The 25687-nt window shown below is 52.3% G+C and carries 21 protein-coding genes; 6 read left to right on the top strand and 15 right to left on the bottom strand.

Features of this window, described 5'->3' with window-relative positions; all coding sequences use genetic code 11:
* Nucleotides 1–215: 215 nt before the first annotated feature.
* Nucleotides 216–998, bottom strand: a complete 783-nt coding sequence (locus tag A3EQ_RS0115485; RefSeq protein ID WP_020156068.1) for a MerR family transcriptional regulator — start codon at nucleotides 996–998, stop codon at nucleotides 216–218.
* A 242-nt stretch (nucleotides 999–1240) separates the two neighbouring features.
* On the opposite strand from A3EQ_RS0115485, the gene A3EQ_RS23250 reads away from it, so the two are divergent.
* Nucleotides 1241–1447, top strand: coding sequence for a nucleoside/nucleotide kinase family protein (locus tag A3EQ_RS23250; protein ID WP_020156067.1), 207 nt, complete (start codon nucleotides 1241–1243; stop codon nucleotides 1445–1447).
* A gap of 617 nt (nucleotides 1448–2064) precedes the next feature.
* A complete protein-coding gene (locus A3EQ_RS0115475) occupies nucleotides 2065–3471 on the top strand; it encodes an alanine/glycine:cation symporter family protein (protein ID WP_020156066.1) in 1407 nt (468 codons plus the stop codon).
* A gap of 218 nt (nucleotides 3472–3689) precedes the next feature.
* Here the strand turns inward: A3EQ_RS0115475 and A3EQ_RS0115470 are convergent, their stop codons facing one another.
* The 7 genes from A3EQ_RS0115470 to A3EQ_RS0115415 form a co-directional block, all read right to left on the bottom strand.
* Entirely contained in the window at nucleotides 3690–4457 is a 768-nt protein-coding gene (locus tag A3EQ_RS0115470; RefSeq protein WP_020156065.1) for a MerR family transcriptional regulator, read from the bottom strand.
* A 199-nt stretch (nucleotides 4458–4656) separates the two neighbouring features.
* A complete protein-coding gene (locus tag A3EQ_RS0115460) occupies nucleotides 4657–5337 on the bottom strand; it encodes a hypothetical protein (RefSeq protein WP_020156063.1) in 681 nt (226 codons plus the stop codon).
* Between the two features lie 613 nt (nucleotides 5338–5950).
* Nucleotides 5951–6556 carry a lysophospholipid acyltransferase family protein gene (locus tag A3EQ_RS0115445; RefSeq protein WP_020156060.1) on the bottom strand — a complete coding sequence of 202 codons (606 nt, stop codon included), beginning with the start codon at nucleotides 6554–6556 and terminating at the stop codon, nucleotides 5951–5953.
* A 501-nt stretch (nucleotides 6557–7057) separates the two neighbouring features.
* Nucleotides 7058–8800, bottom strand: coding sequence for a thiol reductant ABC exporter subunit CydC (gene cydC, locus A3EQ_RS0115430; RefSeq protein ID WP_020156057.1), 1743 nt, complete (start codon nucleotides 8798–8800; stop codon nucleotides 7058–7060).
* The gene (gene cydD / locus A3EQ_RS0115425) at nucleotides 8800–10515 is read right to left on the bottom strand and encodes a thiol reductant ABC exporter subunit CydD (RefSeq protein ID WP_020156056.1); all 1716 of its coding nucleotides are present in this window, start codon (nucleotides 10513–10515) and stop codon (nucleotides 8800–8802) included. Before cydD ends, cydC begins: the two co-directional genes overlap by 1 nt.
* Nucleotides 10515–11528 carry a cytochrome d ubiquinol oxidase subunit II gene (gene cydB / locus A3EQ_RS0115420; RefSeq protein WP_020156055.1) on the bottom strand — a complete coding sequence of 338 codons (1014 nt, stop codon included), beginning with the start codon at nucleotides 11526–11528 and terminating at the stop codon, nucleotides 10515–10517. The genes cydD and cydB overlap by 1 nt, the downstream gene beginning before the upstream one ends.
* A 1-nt stretch (nucleotide 11529) precedes the next feature.
* Nucleotides 11530–12936 (bottom strand): cytochrome ubiquinol oxidase subunit I, encoded by a 1407-nt coding sequence (locus A3EQ_RS0115415; RefSeq protein ID WP_020156054.1) that lies wholly within the window; start codon nucleotides 12934–12936, stop codon nucleotides 11530–11532.
* A 547-nt stretch (nucleotides 12937–13483) separates the two neighbouring features.
* Between A3EQ_RS0115415 and msrA the strand changes: the two genes are divergently transcribed.
* Complete coding sequence (gene msrA / locus A3EQ_RS0115405; RefSeq protein ID WP_026500007.1) at nucleotides 13484–14014, top strand: peptide-methionine (S)-S-oxide reductase MsrA; 531 nt, start codon at nucleotides 13484–13486, stop codon at nucleotides 14012–14014.
* Between the two features lie 343 nt (nucleotides 14015–14357).
* Nucleotides 14358–14774: a GNAT family N-acetyltransferase gene (locus tag A3EQ_RS21310; protein ID WP_051091430.1), complete on the top strand. Its 417-nt coding sequence runs from the start codon at nucleotides 14358–14360 to the stop codon at nucleotides 14772–14774.
* 730 nt (nucleotides 14775–15504) lie between these two features.
* Here the strand turns inward: A3EQ_RS21310 and A3EQ_RS0115385 are convergent.
* Genes A3EQ_RS0115385 through A3EQ_RS0115375 form a run of 3 tightly spaced genes read right to left on the bottom strand, consistent with a single transcriptional unit; the run spans nucleotide 15505 to nucleotide 18044 of the window.
* The gene (locus tag A3EQ_RS0115385) at nucleotides 15505–16635 is read right to left on the bottom strand and encodes a bifunctional cystathionine gamma-lyase/homocysteine desulfhydrase (protein WP_020156048.1); all 1131 of its coding nucleotides are present in this window, start codon (nucleotides 16633–16635) and stop codon (nucleotides 15505–15507) included.
* Entirely contained in the window at nucleotides 16632–17558 is a 927-nt protein-coding gene (locus A3EQ_RS0115380) for a PLP-dependent cysteine synthase family protein (protein ID WP_020156047.1), read from the bottom strand. Before A3EQ_RS0115380 ends, A3EQ_RS0115385 begins: the two co-directional genes overlap by 4 nt.
* Nucleotides 17559–17573: 15 nt before the next feature.
* Nucleotides 17574–18044 carry an S-ribosylhomocysteine lyase gene (locus A3EQ_RS0115375; protein WP_020156046.1) on the bottom strand — a complete coding sequence of 157 codons (471 nt, stop codon included), beginning with the start codon at nucleotides 18042–18044 and terminating at the stop codon, nucleotides 17574–17576.
* A 150-nt stretch (nucleotides 18045–18194) separates the two neighbouring features.
* Here A3EQ_RS0115375 and A3EQ_RS0115370 point away from each other — a divergent pair, with 150 nt between their 5' ends.
* On the top strand, nucleotides 18195–18848 hold the full coding sequence (locus A3EQ_RS0115370; RefSeq protein WP_020156045.1) for a class I SAM-dependent methyltransferase: 654 nt from the start codon (nucleotides 18195–18197) through the stop codon (nucleotides 18846–18848).
* An 88-nt stretch (nucleotides 18849–18936) separates the two neighbouring features.
* On the opposite strand, the gene A3EQ_RS0115360 is transcribed toward A3EQ_RS0115370, so the two are convergent.
* The 3 genes from A3EQ_RS0115360 to A3EQ_RS0115340 form a co-directional block, all read right to left on the bottom strand.
* Nucleotides 18937–20943, bottom strand: a complete 2007-nt coding sequence (locus A3EQ_RS0115360) for an ABC transporter ATP-binding protein (RefSeq protein ID WP_040369536.1) — start codon at nucleotides 20941–20943, stop codon at nucleotides 18937–18939.
* The gene (locus A3EQ_RS0115355) at nucleotides 20933–22699 is read right to left on the bottom strand and encodes an ABC transporter ATP-binding protein (RefSeq protein WP_020156042.1); all 1767 of its coding nucleotides are present in this window, start codon (nucleotides 22697–22699) and stop codon (nucleotides 20933–20935) included. Before A3EQ_RS0115355 ends, A3EQ_RS0115360 begins: the two co-directional genes overlap by 11 nt.
* Before the next feature lie 559 nt (nucleotides 22700–23258).
* A complete protein-coding gene (locus A3EQ_RS0115340; protein ID WP_020156040.1) occupies nucleotides 23259–23888 on the bottom strand; it encodes a TetR/AcrR family transcriptional regulator in 630 nt (209 codons plus the stop codon).
* Between the two features lie 95 nt (nucleotides 23889–23983).
* Here A3EQ_RS0115340 and A3EQ_RS0115335 point away from each other — a divergent pair, with 95 nt between their 5' ends.
* A complete protein-coding gene (locus A3EQ_RS0115335) occupies nucleotides 23984–24529 on the top strand; it encodes a hypothetical protein (protein ID WP_020156039.1) in 546 nt (181 codons plus the stop codon).
* Between the two features lie 174 nt (nucleotides 24530–24703).
* Here A3EQ_RS0115335 and A3EQ_RS0115330 read toward each other — a convergent pair whose 3' ends face one another.
* Complete coding sequence (locus A3EQ_RS0115330; protein WP_040369571.1) at nucleotides 24704–25318, bottom strand: TlpA disulfide reductase family protein; 615 nt, start codon at nucleotides 25316–25318, stop codon at nucleotides 24704–24706.
* Nucleotides 25319–25687 lie beyond the last annotated feature (369 nt).

Below are 25687 nucleotides of genomic sequence, written 5' to 3'. Positions count from 1 at the left end.
AACGGCGGCCTTCCGTAAACGATGCGGGAAAATTTTTCTTCCGAAGCGGAAAAAGGCTTGAGAAATCCCCCCACACCCATGCCGGACGCCGGATGAAGCGCGGGTTTTTCCGGCGGTCCCCGCCCGCGCAGTTTGTCCAAGCCGGAGACGACCCGCATCGGGGAGGAAGTCGGGCAGCCGAACGGTTGCCGGCGTCCAGTCCCTCCGATGCGGGATCATCCTTCGGTCCGTTCGTGAAAAACCGAAGGGTTGCTTCGCATGTAATGCTCCATCGCCTTCGCCAGCCATTCTTCTTCCTCTTTCGTGAAAGGGGACGGGAGCTGCTGGTCGATTGCCTGCAATTCGATTTCCTTCAGTTTCCCCAGTTCCTGCAATACCTTTTCCCCGACATAATCCAGGGTAGCCCGAAAATATTTGTCCAACATGGCCTGGACTTCCGGATCTTCCGCAGGTCTTCCCATCAGCCGCTTGGCTTCCTTGGTCAATTGTACAAAGGACTTATCCAATTCCGATATTTCCCTTTCATCCCTGTCAAACAGTTCTTTCACGAATTCCTCCGGCAAAAGCTTTCCCATTTGTTCCTTCAGATCTTTTTCCGTTTGCATGCTGTGGATCAGGCTCATCAAGGTAAGGCTGTCGATTTCCCCCTCTTCCTCCAGGATCCGGATGATGCGCCGGAGGGAACGGATGACCGTTTCGATCTGTTCGTTCTTTTCTTCAAAAATTTTCAGCTGGATTTTCAACGAGGTCAACAGGGTAAAGTCGAATTTGGGAACGCGGAACCATTGCCTGATTTCCTTGAGGCTGAAGCCTAAAAATTTTAAGGCGGTGATCTTTTGCAGCGTGGCGATATCCCGGTCCGAATAAAACCGGCGGCCCGTCTTTTCGTCCCTTGCCGGCTTCAGGAGCCCGATTTCTTCATAATAATGCAAAGTCCGTTTCGATAATCCCGCTTTTTCCGAAAATTCTCCGATGGAATATCGTTTTTCCCGATTCATTCCTGTCCTTCCCCTTCTTTTTTTCTCATCATAATACCTTACGTAACGTAAGATGCAACGGGTTTCTGAAAATCTTCGCCGCGCCCGGACATTTTTCGGAGAAATGGCGCCTCTGTCTCCATGTCCCGGCCGCTTCCTCCGGGACGACGAAGTCAAACGTCTATTCGGCGACAGCGGAAAATAAAATCAAAAAATTTCCCGTCTTTTTCAACAGCCCGTGTTACGATATTGAAAATAGGAGAATGCCGGATAAAAAATATGTCACGCTCACCGGAATGGATGGTTCCGGAAAAAACACCATTTTCCAGCTTCTCAAAAACCATTTCCCCGATGCCGTTTTCACACGGGAACCCGGCGGAACCCCCGAAGCGGAAATCATTCGGGACGTCCTTTTAAACGAAGAAATGACCGAAAAAGAACGAATCAAAACCATCGAACAGGTTTCATGAAAGGCACCCGAACTTTTTTCGCTATTTTGTCCTTGCAATTCATTTTCTGCCCGAGAAAGGGTAAGTATTGCTGCAGTTGTTTTCAATCGGCCTTTTTTCCGCCGGGCCTCGGCCGTCTTCCACGTCCGGGTTTTATTCCCGTGCATTTCCATTGTTTGCTCCAAGGCTGACTCCGTGGGCCAACATTTTCTTTCCGGCTTGGGAGGATTGAAACGGCCCATTTTTTCCGTTTGCAATCCTTTTTCAAATCTGACACGCCTCATCTCCCAATTTGCCCAAGATATCTTACCTCGCTCTCTGAAAAAATTCTTTTTTCTAAACGGAATCCCTTAAAGAAATGCCATTTTTTGAATAGGTTGGAAAGAACCTGTGCCGTTGATTTCGCCACTTCGCGCACGGGAATCCGTCCCTTATTATGAATGCCCTGAGCCGCATCTTAAGGAAAACGGAACAGCGGACGTCGAATTTCCCCGGTCCGCATGCCGGATCTTTCACGGCGAGGTCCTGCCCGAGGAAAATCTTTCTGCAAATCAATTATGTAATTTTTCGAAAAGATGATATATAATAATATTATCTATCTTTTTTGAATTTTTATATTTTTGAAGTGATGAGGAGGGATGGATTTGGCGTTTTTCAACGCGATAGGCGAAGAAATCGAACCGGTCGTCAGCGAACTGAACAGCATCGTGTGGGGCCCGCTCCTGTTGATTTTGCTGGTGGGAACGGGAATCTTCTTATCCTTTCGGTTGAAGTTTCTGCAAGTATCCCAATTGCCCTATGCTTTGAAACTTGCCTTTTCCAAACGTCAAGACCAGAAATCCGACGGGGACATTTCCCATTTCCAGGCCTTAATGACCGCCCTGTCCGCGACCGTCGGCATCGGGAATATCGCGGGAGTCGCCACGGCGGTCGTTTCGGGGGGCCCCGGGGCCGTATTCTGGATGTGGTTTGCCGCCTTTTTCGGGATGGCGACGAAATACGGCGAAGCCGTTCTCGCGGTGAAATACCGGGTAACCAACGAGTTCGGGCAAAAATCCGGCGGGCCGATGTATTATATCGAACGGGGGCTCGGTTGGAAATGGCTGGCCGTTCTCTTCGCCCTCTTCGGAACGATCGCCGCCATTTTCGGGATCGGCAACATGACCCAATCCAATTCCGTCGCCGAAGCCCTGCACAAAACCTTCGGGATCAATCCCTGGATTACGGGATTCGTATTGGCCGTATTAACGGCGCTGGTGATCATCGGCGGCATCAAAAGCATCGGCAGGGTCACTGCCTTTCTCGTTCCGTTCATGTGCCTTTTCTATGTTTTCGGCGGTTTGGTCATCATCCTTTTAAATATCGATCTTCTTCCGAAGGCAATCGCCCTGATCTTTAAGGAAGCTTTTACCGCCGAATCGGTCGGAGGCGGGGTGCTGGGCACCGCGGTCCGGTTCGGAATCGCCCGCGGGCTCTTTTCCAACGAATCCGGCTTGGGTTCCGCGCCGATTGCCGCCGCCGCGGCCAAAACGGACCATCCTTCCCGGCAAGGTCTCGTGTCCATGACGGGCACCTTCATCGATACGATGATCGTTTGTTCGATCACCGGCATTACCCTCGTCATGAGCGGCGTGTATGCCGGCGCCGATGCGGGTGTCGACAGCGCTTCCTTGACCGTAAAAGCGTTCGACGGGTTTCTCCCCGTATTCGGCAACACGGTAGTTACGACCGGACTGATTCTGTTCGCTTATTCCACCATTTTGGGTTGGTCCTATTACGGGGAAAAATGCTTCGCCTATTTGTTTACCGACCGATCCATCTATATTTATCGCATCATCTTCGTCCTGTTCACTTTCATCGGATCGGGCTTGAGCCTCGAATTGATCTGGGGAATCGCCGATATTTTCAACGCGCTGATGGCCATACCGAACTTGATCGCCCTGTTGTTGCTGTCGGGGGTCATCGCCGAGGAGACAAAAAAATTCAAGGAAATCCGCCGGCGGGAAACCGGCATGGAACCGCCGAAAGAGGTGCCGGTCCGGTAAACGGGGGAAGGTTTCCGGGCTTTGAGCTGCCTTTTTCAAAGAAAAAGCTGAGGGTGTCCGCCGTAAAAACGGACACCCTTTAAACCGCGATCCGAGCAATCGAGGCGGCAAATAAGAAGGACATCTTTTAAAAATGGCGAAAGTGCGGAGCATTAGCGCAGGAGAAATATCCGCCTTCCCCGCGCCGGGTTATCAACGGTTTAACGGCGCAAATCATTTCAGGCCGTCGAGTGCTTTTCGGCGGACGGATTTTGCCGGTCGGCGAAAACCGCCATCGCATCGCGCATAAAGGCCGCCAGTCCGTCGCCGAACCGGTCGATGTTCTTCTTGAACCGGCTGTCCTCCACATACATTTGCCCCAAATTTTTAAACATCTCCGGCGAATAGTTTCCGAAATGGCGATTCAACAATTCATACCATTTCCCGATCGCCTCTTGCGCTTCTTCGGAATCGGGGGGAAGGTGGCGGCAGGCGGCCAGATTGCGGTAAATTTCGCCCATTTCTTCCTGCAAAACCTGTTTTTGTTCCTCGTTTAATTCCCCGATCCTTCGATTCGCTTCATCCACCGCCGCGTCTCCCCATCTTTCCCTCGCTTCTTTTTCATACGGGTTTTCGGAAAAATCGAATCCCGAAAATTTTTCTTCACGGGTCATGGTCGTCTCCCCTTTCATATATTTGATGGTTTTGTCAACCGTCCGGAGCATTTGGTCGATTCTCCTCTTTTTTTCAAGCAAATATTTCCTGTGGAGCTCGAGGGCCTCCAGCCGGTCGAAGGAAGGATTTTGAATGATCTCCTTGATTTTTTTCAACGGAAATCCCAGTTCCCGGAAAAAAAGGATTTGCTGCAGCGTCTCCAGGTTCTCCTCGCTGTATATCCGGTAGCCGGACTCCGTCACCCGGTCCGGCTTCAATAAGCCGATCTGGTCGTAATATCGGAGCGTGCGCACGCTGATGCCGGCAAGATCAGCCACTTCCTTGATCCGCATATCACCTCTCCTTTCGCTTTTTACTTTAAAAGATGACGGAACGTCAAGGTCAACAGGAAAACAAAAAATTTTTTGGATCCGATCCGTTCCCTTTTCCAAAGGAAAAAACGGGAGGCCTTTTGGCTCCCGCATCCCGAAGGGTGGGCCCCGCTCCCAAGACCGCCCGTTCCTTTAAATGTCTTTCCGTATTCCGAACATGTCATCGGGGCTGTTCTTCCGGTCCTTCCATATGGGATAAATAATCGCTGAACAGATCCCGCAAATATTCCGCTTCCTCTTCTTTGAAATAAAACAGGAGTTTTTCTTCCGGTTCGTCCTCATCTTCAATATACGTATTTCTGTACAAAACCCCGTCTCCCGTTTCCTTGTCGATGCCCATCTTCAAATGGATCGCGTATTTTTGCCGCCCGTCCGCCGACCGCTCTTCAATATGAAGGTGCTTGTCGTTGGAAATCCATTCGATCGCTTCCTCTTCCGGATCTCCTTCAAAGCCGGCGAATTCGCCGTTTGCGTCCTCCCGATCCGCCGCACCGTCGAAATCCTCATCTTCCTGTTCATCATCATCCCGATCCCACAGATGTTCGTAGAGAGAGTCCTGGATGAACTGAACCATTTCCTCCATGTCATGGAAGAGCACTTTCGCTTCCAAATCCGCGTCCTCATGGTAATGAAAGGAGTAAAATTCCTGGTTCACCGGATCATAGTTGATAACGCAAAAATTCTCCAGCCCGTCTTCCGTTTCCACGGAAAACAGAAAGGAGGGATGATGTTCGGTTGTGTTCGTGTCAAAGAGGATTTCCTCATCGCCAAATGGTTCCGTTAAAGCGGGCAATTGATTGCGAAGATCCTTCTCCATGCGAAAATACCATTCCAAGCTCATTTCCGATTCCTCCTTCGGTCGTTCGGTTTTTTTATTCTTCCCCGTTCTCATTTTTCCATGCGAAAGGAGGACAAAGAGGCGGGAGGAAAGGCGGAAAAAGCTTCTTTTCGTTCCCGCGCATACTTTTTCCGGCCGTTCGGGCCGGCCGAAAACGGCGCTAAGAAACGGCGTCTTCGCTTTTTCGGCTTTCCTCTTATTTTATCCGGAATAGCGAAGGGGTCACGCTTCGGAACTTTGCCCCGAAGTTCTTTAAGCAGGCGGGTGCCTGATGCGCCCAATCGGGCGGCCTCGCGGCGGGATCGCCGCATGCCGATGATTCCTCAGGCCGTAACCGTGCATCACAAAAAACGGGAAACCGTTCCATATTCCTTGAACGAAAAAGGGAACGCCCCCATTCCGGGAGATAAAACTTGCCAAAGGCCCTTCCATTCTTCAGCCACGGTCCGGTCCCGCCGGGTGAGAAATATTCCTGTCCCAAAAAACCGACCATCCCAACGGGGGCGGGCTAACGGTTCCCAGGCGGAATTCGCAGGTTTCCAAAAAAAAAATCTGGCGCATCCCCTATCGAAAGGAAACGCGCCTGAAGCGGGAATCCCGTTCAAGGAACCTCCGTTCACTTGGTGGTCCGGTAATTTTTTAGCTCCTCCTTCAATTGCAGGAAGGTTTCCGAAAGCAAACGGGTATAATGCTCGGCATCCACCCTTTTTGCCCCTTCCCTTTCCAATCGGATCGGCTTCCCGATCACGATATACGCTTTTTTCCCCTTAAAAAGTTCCTTTAACGTTTTCGGTCCCTCATAGTAAGCGGGAACGATCGGGGCTTTCGCCAGGCTGGCGATGGTGATTGCCCCCCGTTTCAGCGGAACGTCTTCCGATTTCCGCGTGCCGCTCGGAAAGATCCCCACCACCTTGCCTTCCTTCACCAGCTGCACGGGAATTTTGATGCTGCTGGGCGCCGGATTCTCCCGATCGACCGGAAAGGCGTTTAACGAAGTGATGAATTTCGCGGCGATGGGATTTTGGAACAATTCCTTTTTCGCCATGTAATGGACCCGGACCGGAAAAATGGACAGGGCGAGGGCCACCACGTCCAGCCAGCCGGCATGGGTGCAGGCATATACGAATCCCGCGCCCTTCGGGATATTTTCTTTGCCGATCACTTGGAACCGGGCGAAAACTTTAAACAGGAAAATGGCGATATATCCCAGAAATCTGTACAATCGGAATCTCCTTTCCTCTCTCTGTAACTGCTGCCTTTGTTTTCATCATAAACTGGCTCCGTCCTGTTTTTCAATATCTTTTCCCGCATTTCTTCCCGGAATTTTCGCGCTCGAAGAAAGAATAGGCGGCATGGGGCCAGTTCCATGCCATCCTGCCGGGAAAGACGCTTTGCACGGATGAACGAAGCCTCGGGAACAACATCCCGGCGGAGGCCGATGAACCGCTGCCGATGCCGCCTTTGGCGGTAGGAAAAACGAAAATGCTTCCGAGGCATCGCGCCGGGCAATCCTCTGACAAGAAGGGATGCGCCGCGGAATGATCCCAAAGGTTGTTGGGAATTCCTGCCAAAACGTCGATGGGGGCGGCAAAATCCCGACGGATGCGCACGCCCTAAGCCTGGCTTCCCGGATTCATCCTCCCTTCCGACCCGGATACGGCAAATCCTTCATGCGGCCGGCGGCCCCTTTCCATCCGGCAGCGGATGACCGCCCATTCCCCCGTCACGATTTACCGGACAGCGGGCGATCCAGCGCATACAGCCGGCGGTATCTTTCTTCGCGCGCCAGAAGTTGTTGATGGCTGCCCGCCATCGTGATCTTTCCCTTTTCAAGGAAAAGGATGCGGTCCATTTTTTCCGCGCCCAGCAAATGATGGGTGACCCAAATGATCGTTTTTCCCTCCAATAGATCGAAGATGTCCGCCAACAGGTCCGCTTCCGTTATGGGGTCGAGACCGACGGTCGGTTCATCCATGATGACGACCGGCGTGTTTTGCAACAAGATCCGTGCCAGTGCGATTCTTTGCCGTTCTCCTCCGGAAAAGCGCTGGCCCGTTTCGTGCATATTCGTCTCATATCCTTCCGGCAATTGCCTAATCATCTCGTGCAATTGAACCTTCTTGGCCGCCTCGAACACTTTCTCATCGGACGCTTCCGGGTTGCCGAGGCGGATGTTGTTCATGACGGACGTATGGAATAAATACGGCTTTTGGTTAAGGACCGCCATCATTTTCGGAATGGCCGGAGCCAGCTCGTGGGCAGGGATCCCGTTGATCCGGACTTCGCCGCCCGACGGGACAAGGGCGCCTTGAATCAGTTTCAACAGCGTCGATTTTCCCGAACCGCTGCGCCCGATGATGGCAATTTTCTCCCCTTGATCGATTTTTAACCGAATATCGGACAGAAGGGGGGTTTTTGGATCATATCCGAAGGATAATCGGTTGATTTCAATTGTCACCTGACGGAAGTCCGGCGCAGCATGCCGTTTCTCCCCTTCGGATGAAGCTTTCGGAGATGCCGCCCGAATGGCCTCCAGGCGTCTGATGGAATCCTGGTACGTTGACGTTTCAGCGATGGCCTCGGCGACCGGCAAAAAGGATTCCGTCAAGGACAGGGCCGCGAGGGCGCAGGCGGCGATCAGCGTAGGCGGGAATGTCCCGCTGATCGTTTCCCCGTTTGCCCAATAGACGGCGAGGATGACGACGGCACCGAGCACCATTTGATTCAGCACGTCCCGCCCGTTCACAAAGGAAAATTTCTTCGTTTCCAGTTCAAAAAGCTCCTGTTCCTGTGATTCGTACCGGCGGATATAGTCCGCGTACTTCCCGCTGAATATCCAATCGCTGATGCCGAAAACCGCATCGGTAAACTGCCGGTAGAGCCGGTGCCTTCCCCTTTTCAACTGTTCATTTTTTATTTTCATATAAACGTATGAGATGATCGGGCCGACAAAAATCAACAGCCCCAAGAATACGCCGAGGAGAATGGCGAAGGGCGCAGAAAAGAGTCCCGCGGCAATCAGGACCGCCGTGTAAACGGCCAGTGAAACGATCGAAGGAATCAATGTTTTTAAATAAAAATCCTGCAGATGTTCAATATCATCGGCAAGCGCCCCCAGGACGTCCCCCGTGCGGAAGCGGGAACGGAGAAACAAGGCTTGCGGCTCGACGATTTTATATAAGCGGACGCGCATGGCCGAAAGGATTTTCAAAGCGAACTGGTGCCCCGCCAGCCTCTCCGCGTAGCGAAGCACGGCGCGGCCGATGCCGAATGCGCGGACACCGACAATCGGCACATAAACCATCAAAATGGATTCGGGCCGCGCCGCCGCTTTAGAAATCAGATAACCCGAAGTAAACATCAACGCCCCGCCGAAGAAAACGGTCAGGGAGCCAAGAAGAACCGCCAGCGCCAGCAGCCCGCGGTATTGGCGCAAATACGGGAAGATCCAATGCTCCTTGCCCATCAGAGGCCCTCCATTTGTCTTTTCACAAGCCGATAATATGCCGCTTTTTTCCGAATCAACTGTTCGTGCGTTCCGGTTTCCACAATTTTTCCTTGATCCAGCACGATGATGAAATCCATATCCGGCATCCAATGCAGGCGGTGGGTGGCAAAAAACACGAGCTTGCCCTTGAACAATTGCCGCATCGTTTCTTTCAATTCGTATTCCGTTTCCACATCCAGATGGGCGGTCGGCTCATCGAGCATGATGATCGGACGGTCGCTTAAAAATGCCCGGGCGAGGGCGATTCGTTGTTCCTGCCCGCCGCTTAAGGCCCGCCCGCCTTCCCCGATGATGGTCTCAAACCCTTCCGGCAGCGACCGAATCAATCCGGTGAGGCCCGACCGCTCCGCGGCCTCCTCCACTTCTTCCCTCGCCGCCTCCGGGCGGTAAAATCGGATATTGTTGAAAACGGTATCGTGAAACAGGTAAGGGTGCTGGGGAATATAGGTGATCTGGCATTGCCAATGCCGCTGGGAAAGGGTCGTTACCTTCCTGCCGTTTACTTCAAATTCGCCGGCGGAAGGCGTCAGAAATCCGCCTAAAACATCGATCAGCGTGGACTTTCCCGCGCCGCTGGCCCCGATGATTCCGACCTTTTGAAAGCCCGATACGGAAAATCGGATATCCTGCAAAGCCGGCCGGCGGCTGTCCGCAAAACGCACGCTGAGGCCTTTCACGGAAAAAACGGAAGCGGCGTTCCAAGGGGGAATCGGGTCCTGCCCTTGCTGCGGAGTTTCTTTATCGAGGATTTCCCGGATCTTTTTGCCCGCTTCCTTTCCGTCCAGGGTCGCATGGTAATCGGCCCCCAGCTCCCTGATCGGCAGGAAGTACTCCGGGGCCAGGATCAGAATCGTCAACGCCGGATGCAGCCCCATCTTCCCGTTTATCAGATCCATCCCGAGAAAAACGGCGACGGTCGCGATGGACAGCATGGTGAAAAAATCCATGGCAAAGGAAGATAAAAAGGCGATGCGCAGCGTCCCCATCGTGGCCCGGCGGTACCTTTCGCTTACGAAAAGGATGCTGTTGATGTGCCGCCGGCTCAATCCCAAATATTTGAGCGTCTCCAGTCCCCGCAAAGAATCGACGAAATGGTTGGACAGCATTTGATAGGATTTGTATTGGCGGTCGGCCTTTATTTTTGCCGCCAGCCCGAGCAAAATCATAAAGACGATCAGGATCGGAACGGCGAGGCCCAAAATGACGGCGGAGCGGATATTGACAAAAAGGATAAACAGGAAAATGGCCGAAGGGATAATGACCGAATTCATCATCTTCGGAAGAAGAAGCTCCAAATAACGGCGGAATTTCGCTATTCCTTCCATAACCAGGGTGACCGTCTGTCCGGAGCCTTCCGCCCTTACAAAACGGGGGCCGAGCTGGAACAACTTTTGCAGCAAGGCCTCCCGGAGCTCTTTGCCCGTCCTGGCCGCAAACCGGTAGGCGATCGTTCGCTTCCAGACGGCAAGCAGCTGGCGGAGGACCAGGGCAAACAGGAAAATCATCCATTGATGAAAGACGTGGGCGAACGGATCTCCCCCGAAAAGGGAAGAGATCGCGTCCGCCAAAAAATAAGCCTGAACGATGATGGCCGCGGCTTGAATCGCCGTCAATGCCGCCAGCCCGGCGAGAACCGTCTTCAGTCCTTTGAAAGAGAACAGCGTTCGATCCATCAGTACGTGAGATGCTCCTTATCCGTTACCCGTTTCCGGAAAACATAATAGCTGTAAATAGTGTACCCTAACACGAACGGCAAAATCGTTAAGGCCGCAATCGTCATGATTTTAAGGGAGTATGCCCCGCTGGATGCGTTGTAGACCGTTAAATGATAGGCTTTGTCCAAGGAGCTGACCATCACCCGCGGGAACAGCCCGGCGAAAACCGACGCCACCGTCAATACGATGCCGAGCCCGGTCATGGCGAACGCCATGCCCTCCCGTTTCGCGGAAATAAAATAGCGGGAAAGTCCCAAAGCAAACAGCAGCAAAACGACAAGGATCGGCTCAAGGACGGGGCGCACCTCGAAAATATCGGTCATCTGCCAAGACAGGCCCGCAAAGACGGCAAGGGCTGCCATTGCGGCCCACACCAGTTTTTTCGCCAGCGCTGCCGAACGCCCCCTGATCTCTCCTTCGGTTTTGAGGGACAGGAAGGTCAAACCGTGCAGGAAACAGAGCAATGCGACCGTCAAGCCGCCCCAGAGGGAATAAATGTTGATCACATCCGAGAACCCGGCGTCCATATTCATATCTTTTTGGATCGGCATGCCCTTCAGCATGCTGGTGAACAGAATCCCGAGCAAAAACGGCGGCAACAAACTGCCGAAAAAGATCACCCAGTCCCACAGCTCCGTCCACCGCGGATCTTCCACCTTGCGGCGGAATTCAAAGGAAACGCCGCGTCCGATCAGGCAGAGCAGGACGGCCAGCATCAGCAGGTAATAGCCGCTGAACATCGTCGCATACCAGTGGGGGAACGCGGCAAAAATGGCGCCTGCCGCGGTGATCAGCCACACTTCATTCGCGTCCCAGAACGGGCCGATGGTATTCGCCATGACCGTCCGCTCATTTTGATTCCGGGCCAGGAAACGTGTCGCCATTCCCACGCCAAAATCAAACCCTTCGAGGAAGAAGAATCCGATAAAGAGTACAGCGATCAGGATAAACCAAAGTTCACTCAATTCCATCTCAAACACCTGCCTTATGGAACGGATCGACGGATACCGCGGCATTCCCGTCATGATGTCCGTACGGTCCCCGTTTGATTTCCCGGACCATCAAATACACGGTCACGCACGAAAGGACGGTGAAGATCAGCGTGTACATGATGATCGAAAACAGGATGGTTCCCGGTGAAACATTCGGTGATACGGCGTCAGCCGTCGTCATCAAACCGAAAACCGTCCACGGCTGGCGTCCCACCTCGGTCATGATCCATCCGAAGGTGTTGGCCAAAAACGGAAACGAGATGGCGGGAACGAGGAGTTTCAAAAACCGGCGGCTTTGCTCCAGCCGTCCCTTTTTCCACAAATACAGGCCGATCATCGACAATAAGATCATCGCCGTGCCGAAGCCGATCATGAAACGGAAGCTCCAGTACGTCGTCTTCACCGGCGGAATATAATTCGTGCCTTCGCCGACGACCGGATCGTATTTTTCCGCATATTCCTCCTGAAGGGTCTTCATCCCCTTCAGGCCGCCTTCAAATTTCGAATAGGATAAAAAGCTTAACAGATAGGGAATATTCAGCTCAAACTTATTCTCTTGATTTTTCGTGTCGATCCAGGCAACGGCCGACCAGGGCGCGGGATCGGGCGTATCTTCCCAAATCCCCTCTGCAGCCGCCATCTTCATCGGCTGGGTCTTCACAAGATATTGGGCTTGGGCGTGACCGCTGAAGGCGGCGCCCAAACTGCCGACCAAGGCGATGACCAAGGCGATGTTCATGGACTTCCTGTAAAATTCCGTATATTTCTTTTTTAACAGGTTATAGGCGCTGATACCGGCAACGAAGAATGCCCCGGTAGCCAATGCCCCCGTGATGACGTGGGGAAATTCCACCCATAATTGTCCGTTGGTGATGAGCGCGAGAAAGTCGACCATTTCCGCCCTGCCGTTTCGGATCGCATAACCGACGGGCACTTGCATGAAGGCATTTGCCGTTAAAATCCAAAAACCGGAGATCATCGTCCCGATCGATACGAGCCAAATACTCGCCAAGTGCACTTTTTTCGGCAGCCGGTCCCAGCCGAAAATCCAAAGCCCGATAAAGGTGGATTCCATAAAGAAGGCAAGCAGCGCTTCAATGGCGAGCGGCGCCCCGAAGACGTCACCGACGAACCGGGAATAATCCGACCAGTTCATTCCGAATTGGAATTCCTGAACGATCCCCGTTACAACCCCTACGGCAAAATTGATCAGAAACAAGTGCCCCCAGAATTTCGCCATTTTCTTGTAAATCTCTTCCTTTTTCACGACATATAATGTTTGCATCAAAGCGATGATAAACGCCAATCCGATGGTAAGGGGCACGAAGAAGAAATGGTAAATGGTCGTCAACGCAAATTGTATCCTTGCCAGCATGACCGGATCCATGGGAGTTCCTCCTTTCCGTATTTCGCCAGACTTCGGCCGGAAGCTATCTTGTTCAATTTTTCACATATATGATTGCTCAAATGTTCACATATCTCCTTATAATTATGATAGCCCACTTTAAAGTTCCAGGCAAATAACATAATCACTATGACAACCGTAAAAACCTTCCAAAAAAAAATCCCGACGGCCGGCAACACCGATGCTGTTAACCACTACTATAACAGAAAAACGGCCAAAAATCCCCGGACAGTTTGAGAAATCTATTACAAATTTGCGGCGAAATTCGTAAAACAGATATATCCAATATTAACAGAAGTTGCAAACAAGGGGAAAAAGCCGGATCAACAAACCCGCCGGTTCCGCGCAACTTCCCCTTCTCCCCCGCCGCGGCCTCCGGATTTCGGACATGGACATGACCGGTTCAACATTGTTCATCTTCTTCCCCAATGTTTACGGGAACATCTTTTAAATGAATTTTCCGATCATTTATGGTAAGATGTTTGGTACAAAAACTTTGCAACGGAGTTGACAAGAGATGGAAAAAGGTTTGGAAAAAGCCACATTTGCCGGCGGATGCTTTTGGTGCATGGTAAAACCCTTCGACCGCTGGGAAGGGGTGCATAAAGTCGTTTCCGGCTATACCGGCGGCCATGTGAAAAATCCGACCTACGAACAGGTGAAATCCGGGACGACCGGGCATTATGAGGCGGTGCAAATCACCTTTGACCCGGAAATCATCCCCTATGAGAAATTGCTGGAGATCTATTGGCAGCAAATCGATCCGACCGATGACGGCGGGCAGTTCCATGACCGGGGTCCCTCCTACCGGACGGCGATCTTTTACCATAACGAAGAGCAAAAAATAAAAGCGGAACAATCGAAGGAAGCCCTGGAAAAAAGCGGAAGGTTCCAAAAACCGATCGTGACCAAGATCCTCCCCGCCCAAGAATTTTACGAAGCGGAAGAATATCATCAAGATTTTTACAAGAAAAATCCGGAAGCCTACAAAAAAGACCGCGAACTGTCGGGCCGGGACGCCTTCATTGAAAAATATTGGGGGAAAAAGGCAGATCTTTAATCCTATTTTCTGGCCCAACAAAAGCGCAAGCCCCTTCCCGGGAGGAAGGGGCGTTTCCGTGGAACAAGACGGGAAAAAGGATCACCGGATTTTTGAAAACGGGTGGTTCTTTTATCTGCACGCATGCATATGTATCGTTCAAATCGTGACGAAATTCCTCATGATGGGGCGGATTAATTTATCGTATTTTCATACAAAAAGGGCTGAATCCTTAACGATTGAGGATTTCATCCTATTATTGTATAAAGTCTTTCTATGTACCTAGTTAAATTCATTTGAGTACTATAGGGGGAGGGAGAACGGTATGGTTATTCGCAAATAAAACAGAGGTGAAGAGCCTCCGATGGATTTATTGTTATTAGCTGACCCTTCTCCACGGCTTGTACATGAATATCTTCAAAGAGGAGAATGCTTTGTAGCAGAAAGTAACAATAGAATAATTGGGGTTTATGTTTTACTTCCAACAAGGCCTGAAACGGTAGAGTTAGTAAATATTGCAGTTACAAAAAGTCATCAAGGAAGAGGAATTGGAAAACAATTGGTAATGCATGCCATTCAAACCGCAAAATCAAAAGGATTTAAAACCATTGAAGTAGGCACGGGAAATTCAAGTGTTGGGCAATTAGCACTTTATCAAAAATGCGGTTTTAGAATAACTGGTATTGACATTGATTTTTTCACAAGGCATTACTCAGACGAAATTTTTGAAAATGGTATTCAGTGTAAGGATATGATTCGACTATCTCAAGACTTGTTTTAATACGGATAGTAGTGTTGTTGCGCAGGAGTATGTCTTCACGCACGAATTCCTATGAATCCCCGGGACACGGATAAGCTCATTTTGGGTATCTTTCCCGTATGGTTTATTCGACCGGCGATATAAGGGGAACTTATTTTTGCGTGGGGCTGTTCTGTCCCCCATTCATCGATCAATGATGGCATTTCTTCATTTTCGCAGCCTTATCAAAACAGTCCGTATCAAAGGCATACTTTTCCGGCAGATAAAGATCCGCCTATGAGAACTTACGTTTTTTCCATTGTTTGTATGCCGACAAAGCTTCATCTGCAAAGAGAAAATTTTCCCCGATTATTTGCCGCGGTTACATGGGCGACTTTGATCTTTCTTTTCATTTTTACATATTCGGGAAGAATTCCTTGTTTTGGATATCTAAACAACTCGATTTTTTATGTCCACGAAAATATCCTCGATTAAAATTTTGAAAATAAATTGATATATCAGCTTTTACGCTGATTGTCACGCCGAAAAAGGTACGTGTCCATATTGGAACGGCCTAAATGACCGAAAGGGAAGCCTGTACGATTATGAGGCTTCCCCCCTAGGATGAAGAATGCAAATCGATCCCCTATATTTCCACCAAATTGACAAAGCTTTTCCTGATCGCTTGGATTCAGCGGGCGAATGATTTGCAGTAAAACCTTCATAAAATCCTATCGCGAGGATTTTGCCGGAGCGCTTTTCGCAAACGGGCTCAATCCAATGCCTGCGCCAAATCCTCCAACAGGTCTTCCGCGTCCTCGATCCCGACGGAGAGGCGGATGAGCCCGTCGGTGATGCCCAGTTCCTGCCTTCTTTCATAGGGGATGGACGCGTGGGTCATTTTTGCCGGGATGGAAATCAGGCTCTCGACCGCCCCAAGGCTTTCCGCCAGGGTGAAATAGCGGACTTTTTTGACCACTTCCTCCGCCTTTTCCCCGCTGCCCACATCGAAGGAGATCATGCCGCCAAACCCCTTCGCCTGCTTCTTGTGGATTTCATGCCCCTTATGGGACGGGAGTCCGGGATAATATACCTTCCGGACAGCCCCGTGGCCTTCCAGAAATTCCGCGATCCGTTTCGCGTTTTCCTCCACGGCCTCCATCCGGATCGCCAGCGTCTTGATCCCCCGGATCAACATCCAGCTGTCGTCCGGGCTTAAAACGGCGCCTACGGAATTTTGGACGAAATGCAGTTCTTCCTTCAGCTTCTCGGAGTTGACGGCCACGACCCCGGCGACGACGTCGCTGTGGCCGCCCAAATATTTCGTCGCGCTGTGGAGCACGATGTCCGCGCCGAGCTGAAGGGGATTTTGCCAATAGGGGGTGCTGAAGGTGTTGTCGACGATCAACAACAGGCCGCGCCTTTTCGCGATTTCGCTGACCGCCCGGATATCGGTGATCTTCAGCAAAGGATTGGTCGGAGTTTCGATGTAGATCGCCTTCGTGTTTTCCTTCAAGGCGGCCTCGATTTGGTTCGGATCGCTCGTATCCACGAAAGAGACATCGAGCGAAAACCGGTTCAGCACCTTCGCCATCAACCGGAAGGTGCCGCCGTACACATCATCGGTAAAAATCAGATGGTCTCCCGCCTTGAACAAGTGCATGACGGAAGAAATGGCGGCCATGCCGGAGGCGAACGCGAATCCGGCCACCCCGCCTTCCAGATCCTTTACCAGTTCCTCCAGCGCTTCCCGCGTCGGGTTTTTCGTCCGGGCATATTCATAAAGGAAATTTCCGACCCCGTTCTGCTTGAAGGTGCTCGCCCGGGTAACGGGGACCGATACCGCGCCGGTATGGGGATCCCGGGGGATCCCGCCATGGATCATCAACGTTTTTTTCTTCAAATGCCTTCCTCCTTATAAATGCCTTTCGACAAATACCTTTCGCTGGAATCGGGAAAAACCGTGACGATGACCGCATCTTCCTTCGCCTTCGCCGCCTCCTGGAGGGCGGCGTCGAAGGCCGCGCCGGATGAACTGCCGACCAGGAGGCCTTCGTTTTTGGCCAGTTCCTTTACCCTGGCAAAGGCCGACCGGTCGGGAATGGTATAGATGGCATCCATCAGGGATTTGTCCAGGAACGGCGGGATCTTCTCCACACCGATCCCCTCCGTTTTATGGGGCCCGGGTTCCCCGCCGTTCAGGATCGACCCTTGCGGTTCGACGATGACCGTCCGGATCCCGGGGATTTTTTCCTTCAAATATTTCGCCGTCCCCGTGAATGTGCCTCCGCTCCCGGCGCCGGCCACGAATACATCGATTTTCCCGTCCAATTCTTCGACGATTTCCGGGCCCATCGTCTCGTAATAGGTTTCCGGGTTCCACGGATTTTCAAACTGGTTGGGGCAATAGGAGTTGGGGATCTCTTTCAGCAGCTGTTTCGCCTTTTCGATCGCCCCCTGCATGCCGAGTTCGGTGGGCGTATTGATCACCGTCGCCCCGAGGGCGCGCATCAGTTCCTGTTTTTCGATGCTGAATTTTTCCGGGACGACGCAGATGACTTTCACATTCGTCCCCGCGGCGGCCAGCGCCAGGCCGATCCCCGTGTTTCCCGCCGTCGGTTCGATGATCGTCCCGTTTTCATCGATCTTCCCGCTTTCCAAGGCCTTCTGCAATAGATACCGGCCCAGCCGGTCTTTCACGCTTCCCCCGGGGTTCAAATATTCCAGCTTGGCGAAGATCCGGACTTTGCCGGCAAAAGGGTGGCGGTTGATTTTGACCAGCGGCGTTCTCCCGACCAATTCACGGACATCATGATAGTATTTCATCGAATCCCCTCGTTTTCATTCCGCAAAAACTTGCGTCCATTCGTCCCGATGATCGAGCATTTTTTTCGCCAGTTTCTTCGCCCCTTCCAGGCTGTGGCTCGCCGCGTTTCCGCATTGGATCTCGTTGCAGGCGGGAACCTCCTCGGCGTTTAGTACGTCCGTCAGCGTTTTTTCCAAAACCCGCAGGAAGCCTTCATAATCGCCGTCATTGATGATGGACACGTAGAAGCCCGTTTGGCAGCCCATGGGGCTCACGTCGAAGACGTCCGGATGATGATCGCGGATACGCTCGGCCATCAGATGCTCCAGGGAATGGAGGGCGGGCATTTCCATATGCTCCTTGTTCGGCTGGCAAAAACGAACGTCGTATTTGTAAATTTTATCCCCGTTTTTCCCCGTCTTTACGTCCGCGAGGCGGACATAGGGGGCCTTCACCTTCGTATGGTCCAAATGGAAGCTTTCCACATTCAGCCGATCCTTTTTCATTGTCATCTCACCCCAGAAAAAGTTATAATTCCTATAAGTATAGTATTCTTTTATCGGGGCCATGTCAAAATTTAAATGGTTTCCGCTCTCTTTTTCCCGCCATATTTCATAGTATGTTGATAAGAATAATCATAATGAAGGGGATTTGCGATGGGAAGGGAATTTGACAGGCTGTTTGATGAATGGGCAGCCGTTTACGACGATACGGTGCGAGGCAGCGACGAAGAGTATCAACAGGTTTTTTCCGGATATGAGAAGATTTTAAGCGCCGTCGCCGATAAGGTCGGCGGCACGGTGCTGGAGTTCGGGATCGGCACCGGGAATCTGACGATGCGCCTCCTGCAAAAGGGGGCGAAAGTCATCGGCATCGAACCTTCCACAAACATGCGGAAATTGGCCATGAAAAAAGTGAAGGGGAATTTCCGCCTGTTTGACGGCGATTTTTTGGATTTCCCCGTCCCGGCGGAAAAGGTGGACGCCATCGTCTCCTCCTACGCCTTCCACCATTTGACCGACGGGGAAAAGCGGCTCGCCGTGGAAAAATACGCCGCCCTGCTGAAACCGGGCGGGAAAATCGTCTTCGCCGACACGATGTTTCCGAGCGAAGAAGACAAACAAAAGGCCATCCGGGAGGCGGAAGAAAACGGGTTTTTCCGGTTGGCGGAAGATTTGAAAACGGAATATTACACCACGATCCCGTTCCTCACCTCCGTCTTCGAAGGGAACGGGTTCCGCGTCCGTTTTATGAGGATGAACCCCTACGTTTGGATATTGGAAGGGGAAAAAGCCGGCGGAAACGGATGAAAAATCGGAAGACCCGCCCGCGGGGGCGGGTCTTTTTGCCGCGCGGCTCCTTCAACGGTTCCGCCGATCCGTCCCCTTTCCACTCCCATCAACCCCCTTGCGAATGATGCTGCAGCTTGTACAGCTGATAGTAGATGCCCTTTTTCGCCATCAGCTCTTCATGGTTCCCCCGTTCCACGATCCTTCCCCGTTTCAAGACGAGGATCAAATCGGCGTTTTTCACCGTGGAAAGCCGGTGGGCGATGATGAAGGTCGTTCTTCCCGCTTTCACGACATCCATCGCCCTTTGAATGATCGCTTCCGTCTCCGTATCGATGTTCGACGTGGCTTCGTCCAAGATCAGGATCGCCGGGTTGAAAGCCAACGCCCGGGCGAAGGAGATCAGCTGGCGTTCGCCCGCGGAAAGGGTGCTCCCCTTTTCATTGACCGGTTCATCGAGCCCCTTGGCCAAATGTTTAAAAATGCCTTCTCCGCCGACGGCTTTCAATGCCCTGGCGGCATCTTCCTTCGTAATCCGGGGATCGTTCAAGGAAATATTGGAGTAGATCGTCCCTTTAAACAAATACGGGTCCTGAAGGACGATCGCCATATGTTCCCGCAAAGCCTGGCGGGGGATGGTCCGGATATCCTTCCCGTCCACGTAGATCGCGCCGCTTTTGCAATCGTAGAAGCGGAACAGCAAATTCACGATCGAACTTTTCCCCGAACCGGTATGGCCGACGAGGGCCACCGTCTGCCCGTGCCGGACTTCAAAATCGATGTCCTGCAAAATGTCTTTCCCGTCCTCGTAACCGAAATAGACATGTTCAAAGCGGACATTCCCCCGATAGCGGGGAATCCTTTCATCGGACAGGGGCTCGCCCTTCTCGTCCAAAAGCCGGAACAGGCGCTCCCCGGCCACCATCGCCTGGTCCAGGTTGGCAAACTGGTTGACGATGTTGCCGATCGGATAAAACAGACGGTTGATGTAGTCGACGAAGGCATACAGGGTTCCGACGGTGACGGCCGCGTCCAGATGCAAGGATTGGAATCCGAAATACCAAATGAAGGCGAAGAGGACGATCCCCCGGATCAGCCCGGTCAGGTTGTGGGAAGACAGGGAATTGATCGACAGCAATTTGTTCCGGTAGCGGAAATGGGCGTCGTTTAATTTTTCGAACTCTTCCTCCTGCCGCTTTTCCCGGTTGAATGCTTGGATGATCGCCATCCCTTGAATGGATTCGTTCAGCATCGCGTTGATCTCGCTGTTTTTCGAACGGATGGCCCGGTTGTAGCGGGAGGCGAATTTTCGGTAAAGGATCATCCACAAAAATACGACCGGGATCACGGCCAAAAACATGGCCGCGAGTTTCTTGTCCAGGAAAAACATGGCGGCATAGATCCCGGAAAGGGTAATGAACCCGTTGACGAAATTGGAAAGAACGGTGACATAAAGGGTGCGGATCGCCTCCGTATCGTTGGTGATCCGGGCCACGATCTTCCCCGCGGGGGAGCTGTCAAAATAGGAAATGGGCAAGGTTTGGATCTTTTCAAAGGCCTCGTTGCGCATTCTTTGAATAATCCGGTTTGCCGTTTTTTGCAAAAAGTAATATTCGCCGAAATGAAACAGCCCGGAAAGGGCGAACAAAGCGAAATAGCCCAGGATGAAAAGGGCGATCGCCGGAAATTCCGGCCGGTAAAACCCCATCATTTCCTTTGCCGTAAGTTTTTCCGCGGGATAGGTTTTTTCCGTCCCTTCCGCTTGAACGACCAGCCTTCCGTCTTTCACCTGTTTTTTTGCCTCCGGCGGAATCAAATCCGGAACGAAATAAAAGCTTTTCCCGATCTGCAGAAGGGTGGCCGCCCCCTCTTCCATTCCCTTTCCTTCGGGATCCCGGACCTTCCGGTAATAATCTCCTTCAAAAAAGGCGGCCCCCTTCCTTTCGTCCGTCTTCACCCAATAACCGTCCACCCCCAAGATATGGCGGTCAATCAATGTTTTGGCCACGAAGGGGGCGGCCACATCGCAGCCGACGGCAATCGCGAGAAACAAGAGGGCGGAAAGCAGCGTTTTTTTCAATTGGAGCGCATAGCGGAACAAACGTCTACCGGTCAACTCCGGCCACCTCCTCCTCGTCGCGCCGCAAGAGCTGCTGGCGCTCGTACTGTTCCTTATACCAGCCGTTCTTTTTCAGCAAATCTTCATGGGTGCCTTCTTCGATGATTTTTCCGTCCTCCAGAACGATGATCCAATGGGCGTGCTCGACGGCGGAAAGGCGGTGGGAACAAATGATCGTCGTTTTCCCTTGCCTTTCCCTTCTTAAATTTTCGATGATCCTTGCCTCCGTTTTCGCGTCGACCGCCGACAGGGCGTCATCCAATATGAGCAGTTCCGGATTTTTGATCAAGGCCCGGGCGATGGAAATCCTTTGCTTCTGCCCGCCGGACAAGGCGACGCCCCTTTCGCCCACCAGGGTGTCGAGGCCGTTGGGCAAAAATTCGATGTCCTTGTCCAAAGCGGCGAGCCGGATGGCTTTCTCCAGCTCCTCTTCGCCCGCCCCTTCGTTTCCGAACAGGATATTTTCCCTGACGGTTTTGGAAAAGAGGAAATGATCCTGGGGAACATAGCCGATTTTTTCCCGGATCTCTTTTTTCATGATTTCCTCGATCGGATCTTCCCCGATCGTCAGCCCGCCCCTTCCGGCGGGATATTCGCGCAAAATCTGCCGGTTCAGGGTCGTTTTTCCGCTGCCCGTTTTCCCCACGATTCCGATCGTCGCCCCCTTCCGGACGAGGACGTTGATATTGTCCAAGGCCTTCCGCTCCGTGCCCGGGTATTGGAAGGAGAAATCATCGAATCGGACAGAATCGATTCCGTCCAGCCTTTTGGCGTTGTCGGGATCCCGGACATCCTCTTTTTCATTCAACGTTTCCAGCACCCGGTCGAGGGAGGCGTTCCCCCGCTGCATAACGTTGATCAATTCCCCGACGGCGTATACCGGCCAATTCAGCATCCCCAAATAAACATGGAAGGAAACGAGGTCGCCCAGGGAAATTTCCTGCCGCATGACCAGGTAGATCCCGTAGGAAAGGCCGATGCAAAAGCTTAAGCCGTTCAAGATGTTCGTGATCGGGAAAAAATAGGCGTCGATCTTTTCGACGAGCATGTTTTTCCGGAAGACGGCCTCCGTCATTCCCCGGAATTTTCCGATTTCGTTTTTCTCCCGGTTAAAGGCGCGGACGACCCTTACCCCGGCCACCGTCTCCAGCACGTAATCATTCATTTCCCCGAAGGCGTCCTGGGCCGCCATATAATGGGCATGGATCTTGTCGCCCAGCCGTTTCAGGAAATAGGCCAATAAAGGCAGAGGGAGAACGGCGGCAAGGGTCAATTTCCAAGAGATAAGAAACCCCATGGCGAGGAGAATCGTTCCCATGTACATGGTCGAATCGACCAACGTCAAGATGCCGAAACCCGCCGTTTCCGAAACGGCCTTCAAATCGTTCGTCGCCCTGGCCATCAAATCGCCGGTCGAGTTTCTCGCGTAAAAGGCCGGGGACATTTTCAAGAAATGTTTCATCAATCGGCTTCTCAAGGTTTTCTCCAAAATCGTCGCCCCGCCGAACAGCAAATACTGCCAGAAATAGGTCAAGATATAGAGCGTGATGTTTAAAATGATCAACAATGCCAAATAAAACGCCAGAAGTCGGAAGGTCATCGCATGATCGATGATGCCGTCCACCGCCTCTCCGATCACCGCTGGTGCGACGATCTCCAAAAGATTGACGATGAGCAAAAGAGAGATGGCGGCGATATACCGGCTCCGGTTTTCCACAAAAAACCATTTCAGTTTTTTCAACACTTGAAACATACGTGATTCCCCTTTACACCGAATCGAATGCTTGCGGGACGCCCCGGCGCGGGAACAAGGGACGGTCCCTCCCCCGGCGCCGTTCGGGCAAAGCCGTGCCCGTTCCATCGGCTGCCGCATTATGGTTCCATTCGAAAAACCCCCTTTTCGGGAAACTCCGCCCTGAAAACGCAAAAAGGCATAGTACGCCTCTTTTCGAGGACATACTATGCCTCTAAAAAGGGCGCGGCACTATCCTGCAGCCACGCCCGGAACCAGGATCGGATCCTGTCGGGGGATACCGGTTCCCCTATTCGGACGGGAAACTTTCCCGTCTTTCAAATGCGCACAGGGCGGGCTGCAGCTGCAAATAATCCGTTTTTTGAAATGGCAAAGATTCGATTTCGCATGGTGCAGCCCTCCCTTCTTAACGTTTTTCCCACTAATTAAAATTTTCCAATAGCTTTTATGAGTTTACCATCCGTCCGTTTCCGTTGTCAATATGGAAAGCAAAAATTCTCGGATCCCGGTGCGCCCTTGCCGGCGGATGCGGAATGTTCACGGACGGAACCGGAGATTTTTACCGGTCCTCTTCCCGAATCCTTTCACCGCCGGCTCCACCCGCGTCCCGCTCATCCTTTACGATCGAATCGATGTGGGATTTCAAGATTTCAATGAGCTTTTGATCGGATAAGCGCCCGCCCTCCAGCAATTTATGCAGGGCCAAACCGTCGATCAGGGCGTACAGCCTTTCCGTCTCCAACTCTTTATCAATGCCTTCCTTCAGCAGCCGATAGGTTTCCAAGCCGTCCATGATCGCTTGAATGGCCGACCGGACGCCGCCATCCACGGCTCCCTCCCTGCCGTAAAAATGAAAGATAAAATGCAGCCACACCTCCATTTCCGCGTGGGTTTCCGTATTCAGCGGCAACAGTTCCGAAAGGAGCCGGACCATTTTTTCCTTTGCCGGCAAGGGGCTGAAAGCGATTTTTTCCATCCGTTTCCGGACCCTTTCCTTCACCAGGTTCATCGCATACAGATACAAGTCGCCCTGGGAAGAAAAGTAATGGCGCAACGAACCCGGAGAAAGGCCGGCTTCCTTGGCGATGTTTCGGACCGTCGCCCCCTTCATGCCCCTCTTCAAGATCACCCGCCAGCACGCCTCGGCGATCCGTTCTTTCCTTTGTTCATGATCCACGATCTTCGGCATAGTTTTATTATAACCTATTTTTTTAATACGGTTGTACTAAATAAAACCGTGTGATATATTCTTTTTGTAACTTCAAAACCAAAAGGGGGAGAGAAATGAACTGGATTATCTGGATCATCATCGCCTGTGAAATCGGCTTCTGGGTATTGATCATTCTCGGGCTGGCGGCCCGTTATCTTTTGAATAGGAAAAAGCTCGGATTGGTGCTGCTCGCGCTGACCCCGTTGGTGGATCTGCTACTTTTGGCCGTATCCGCGATCGACCTGTATCATGGCGCCAAATCCAATATCGGACACGGATTGGCGGCGGTTTATATCGGCGTCTCCGTAGGTTTCGGAAAGAATATGATCCGCTGGGCGGACCGCCAATTCCGCATCCGCGTATTGAAAACGGGAGAGAAAGAAAAGGATTTATTCGGACTGGAATTCGCCAAGGCGAATTTGATAGGGTGGCTGCGCCACCTTCTCGCCTACTGCATCGGGGGAAGCCTCATCGCCGCAACGGTTTTGTTCGTCGGCGATTTCGAACGGACTTCCGAACTGGTCGGGATCATGAGGGTGTGGACCATCGTGTTGGCCATCGACCTGATCATTACCCTGTCCTATTTCGTTTGGCCGAAGAAGGAAAAGGGGCGGATATGACGCCGAAAAACCGGCCCCGGAGATGCCGGGTTCCGCCGCCTTTCGAATCATAAACAGAAAGAGGATCCGTTCCCTTCGAGGGATTCCCCGCCCCACGGCTTCCCTTGCGGACCGCAGCCCCGAGAAGGATGGACCCCTTGCCCGGGTCCCCCATCCGCCGGAAAACCGGTCCGCTTATTTTCCGCCTTCGCCGAAGTCTTCCAATATTTTTTTATCCAGCGGGCCGATCCGGATCCCGGTGATGATCCCTTCCTCATTCAAAAAATAGGTTGTCGGGATCGTGATGATACGGTACAAATCGGCAGCCGCTTCCTTCTCATCGAGCAAGATCGGAAAGGTGAAGCCCCCTTCCCGGGCAAATTCTTCCACCGCTAGGCGGTTCCTTTCGGAAAAGGTCATGTTGACGGCCAAAATTTCCACGCCGCCGCCCCGCCTTTTCCCGTAAAACTCCGCCATTGCCGGCATTTCCTCCCGGCACGGGCCGCACCATGAAGCCCAGAAATTTAAGACCACCCTTTTCCCGCGGTAATCCGAAAGCCGGATCCGCCCGCCCGACAGCGCCGGCAATTGGAAATCCGGGGCCCGCTTCCCCACTTCCGGACCTTCTTCCGCATCCTCCCCGACGGCCGCCGTCCGGACGGATTCTTCCCCCTGTCCCCCATCCCTGTCTTGTCCCGGTTCTTTCCCCGAAAAAAAGCCGTGGAATGAAAAAACAACAAGGAATGAGGATACGAAAATAAGCAAAAGGACGAAATCCTTCTGGAATGGAAAAGGACGGTTTATCTTCATAGCGATCACCCGGATATTTCGGACGGGCCCCGCCTTTTTTGAGCGGTCGTCCGATGATAAAAAATTTCGGCCGGCGATTTCGGAAGAACCGGGATGTGCCGGCCTTCCCTTTTCGGACTGGGTCCGCCCCCGTTTATCCCGCAATATGGAGGCTTCAGCTACGCCGCCGGGGGAAAAGCAAACCGCTTGGCTCCCCGATCCGCCCGGCGGTTTACGGAAAATCCGGCCGAACCGAATCGGGGCTTTCCAACGGCTTGCCCCGTATTATCCTATTCTTGCGGGCGGGAAAATATGAGGCGCGACGGGTTACAGAACCGCCCGTTTCCGTTATACTGATAAAAGAGCGGACTTTACGGACCGGAAAATTTT

It is taken from the genome of Caldibacillus debilis DSM 16016, from assembly GCF_000383875.1.
In the GTDB taxonomy this organism is placed as follows: domain Bacteria; phylum Bacillota; class Bacilli; order Bacillales; family Caldibacillaceae; genus Caldibacillus; species Caldibacillus debilis.
Note: the sequence above shows the minus strand (reverse complement) of the source record. Positions and strands in the feature narration are given on the sequence as shown.

What these genes read in the sequence shown, in the direction of transcription:
- A3EQ_RS0115330 (WP_040369571.1), bottom strand. Translation starts at nt 25,318, where the DNA reads ATGAAGATAAACCGTCCTTTTCCATTCCAGAAGGATTTCGTCCTTTTG.
- cydC (WP_020156057.1), bottom strand. Translation starts at nt 8,800, where the DNA reads ATGGGCAAGGAGCATTGGATCTTCCCGTATTTGCGCCAATACCGCGGG.
- cydD (WP_020156056.1), bottom strand. Translation starts at nt 10,515, where the DNA reads ATGGATCGAACGCTGTTCTCTTTCAAAGGACTGAAGACGGTTCTCGCC.
- A3EQ_RS0115475 (WP_020156066.1), top strand. Translation starts at nt 2,065, where the DNA reads ATGGATTTGGCGTTTTTCAACGCGATAGGCGAAGAAATCGAACCGGTC.
- A3EQ_RS0115485 (WP_020156068.1), bottom strand. Translation starts at nt 998, where the DNA reads ATGAATCGGGAAAAACGATATTCCATCGGAGAATTTTCGGAAAAAGCG.
- A3EQ_RS21310 (WP_051091430.1), top strand. Translation starts at nt 14,358, where the DNA reads ATGGATTTATTGTTATTAGCTGACCCTTCTCCACGGCTTGTACATGAA.
- A3EQ_RS0115380 (WP_020156047.1), bottom strand. Translation starts at nt 17,558, where the DNA reads ATGAAATACTATCATGATGTCCGTGAATTGGTCGGGAGAACGCCGCTG.
- A3EQ_RS0115335 (WP_020156039.1), top strand. Translation starts at nt 23,984, where the DNA reads ATGAACTGGATTATCTGGATCATCATCGCCTGTGAAATCGGCTTCTGG.
- A3EQ_RS23250 (WP_020156067.1), top strand. Translation starts at nt 1,241, where the DNA reads ATGCCGGATAAAAAATATGTCACGCTCACCGGAATGGATGGTTCCGGA.
- A3EQ_RS0115470 (WP_020156065.1), bottom strand. Translation starts at nt 4,457, where the DNA reads ATGCGGATCAAGGAAGTGGCTGATCTTGCCGGCATCAGCGTGCGCACG.
- A3EQ_RS0115460 (WP_020156063.1), bottom strand. Translation starts at nt 5,337, where the DNA reads ATGAGCTTGGAATGGTATTTTCGCATGGAGAAGGATCTTCGCAATCAA.
- cydB (WP_020156055.1), bottom strand. Translation starts at nt 11,528, where the DNA reads ATGGAATTGAGTGAACTTTGGTTTATCCTGATCGCTGTACTCTTTATC.
- A3EQ_RS0115415 (WP_020156054.1), bottom strand. Translation starts at nt 12,936, where the DNA reads ATGGATCCGGTCATGCTGGCAAGGATACAATTTGCGTTGACGACCATT.
- A3EQ_RS0115340 (WP_020156040.1), bottom strand. Translation starts at nt 23,888, where the DNA reads ATGCCGAAGATCGTGGATCATGAACAAAGGAAAGAACGGATCGCCGAG.
- A3EQ_RS0115370 (WP_020156045.1), top strand. Translation starts at nt 18,195, where the DNA reads ATGGGAAGGGAATTTGACAGGCTGTTTGATGAATGGGCAGCCGTTTAC.
- A3EQ_RS0115355 (WP_020156042.1), bottom strand. Translation starts at nt 22,699, where the DNA reads ATGTTTCAAGTGTTGAAAAAACTGAAATGGTTTTTTGTGGAAAACCGG.
- A3EQ_RS0115375 (WP_020156046.1), bottom strand. Translation starts at nt 18,044, where the DNA reads ATGAAAAAGGATCGGCTGAATGTGGAAAGCTTCCATTTGGACCATACG.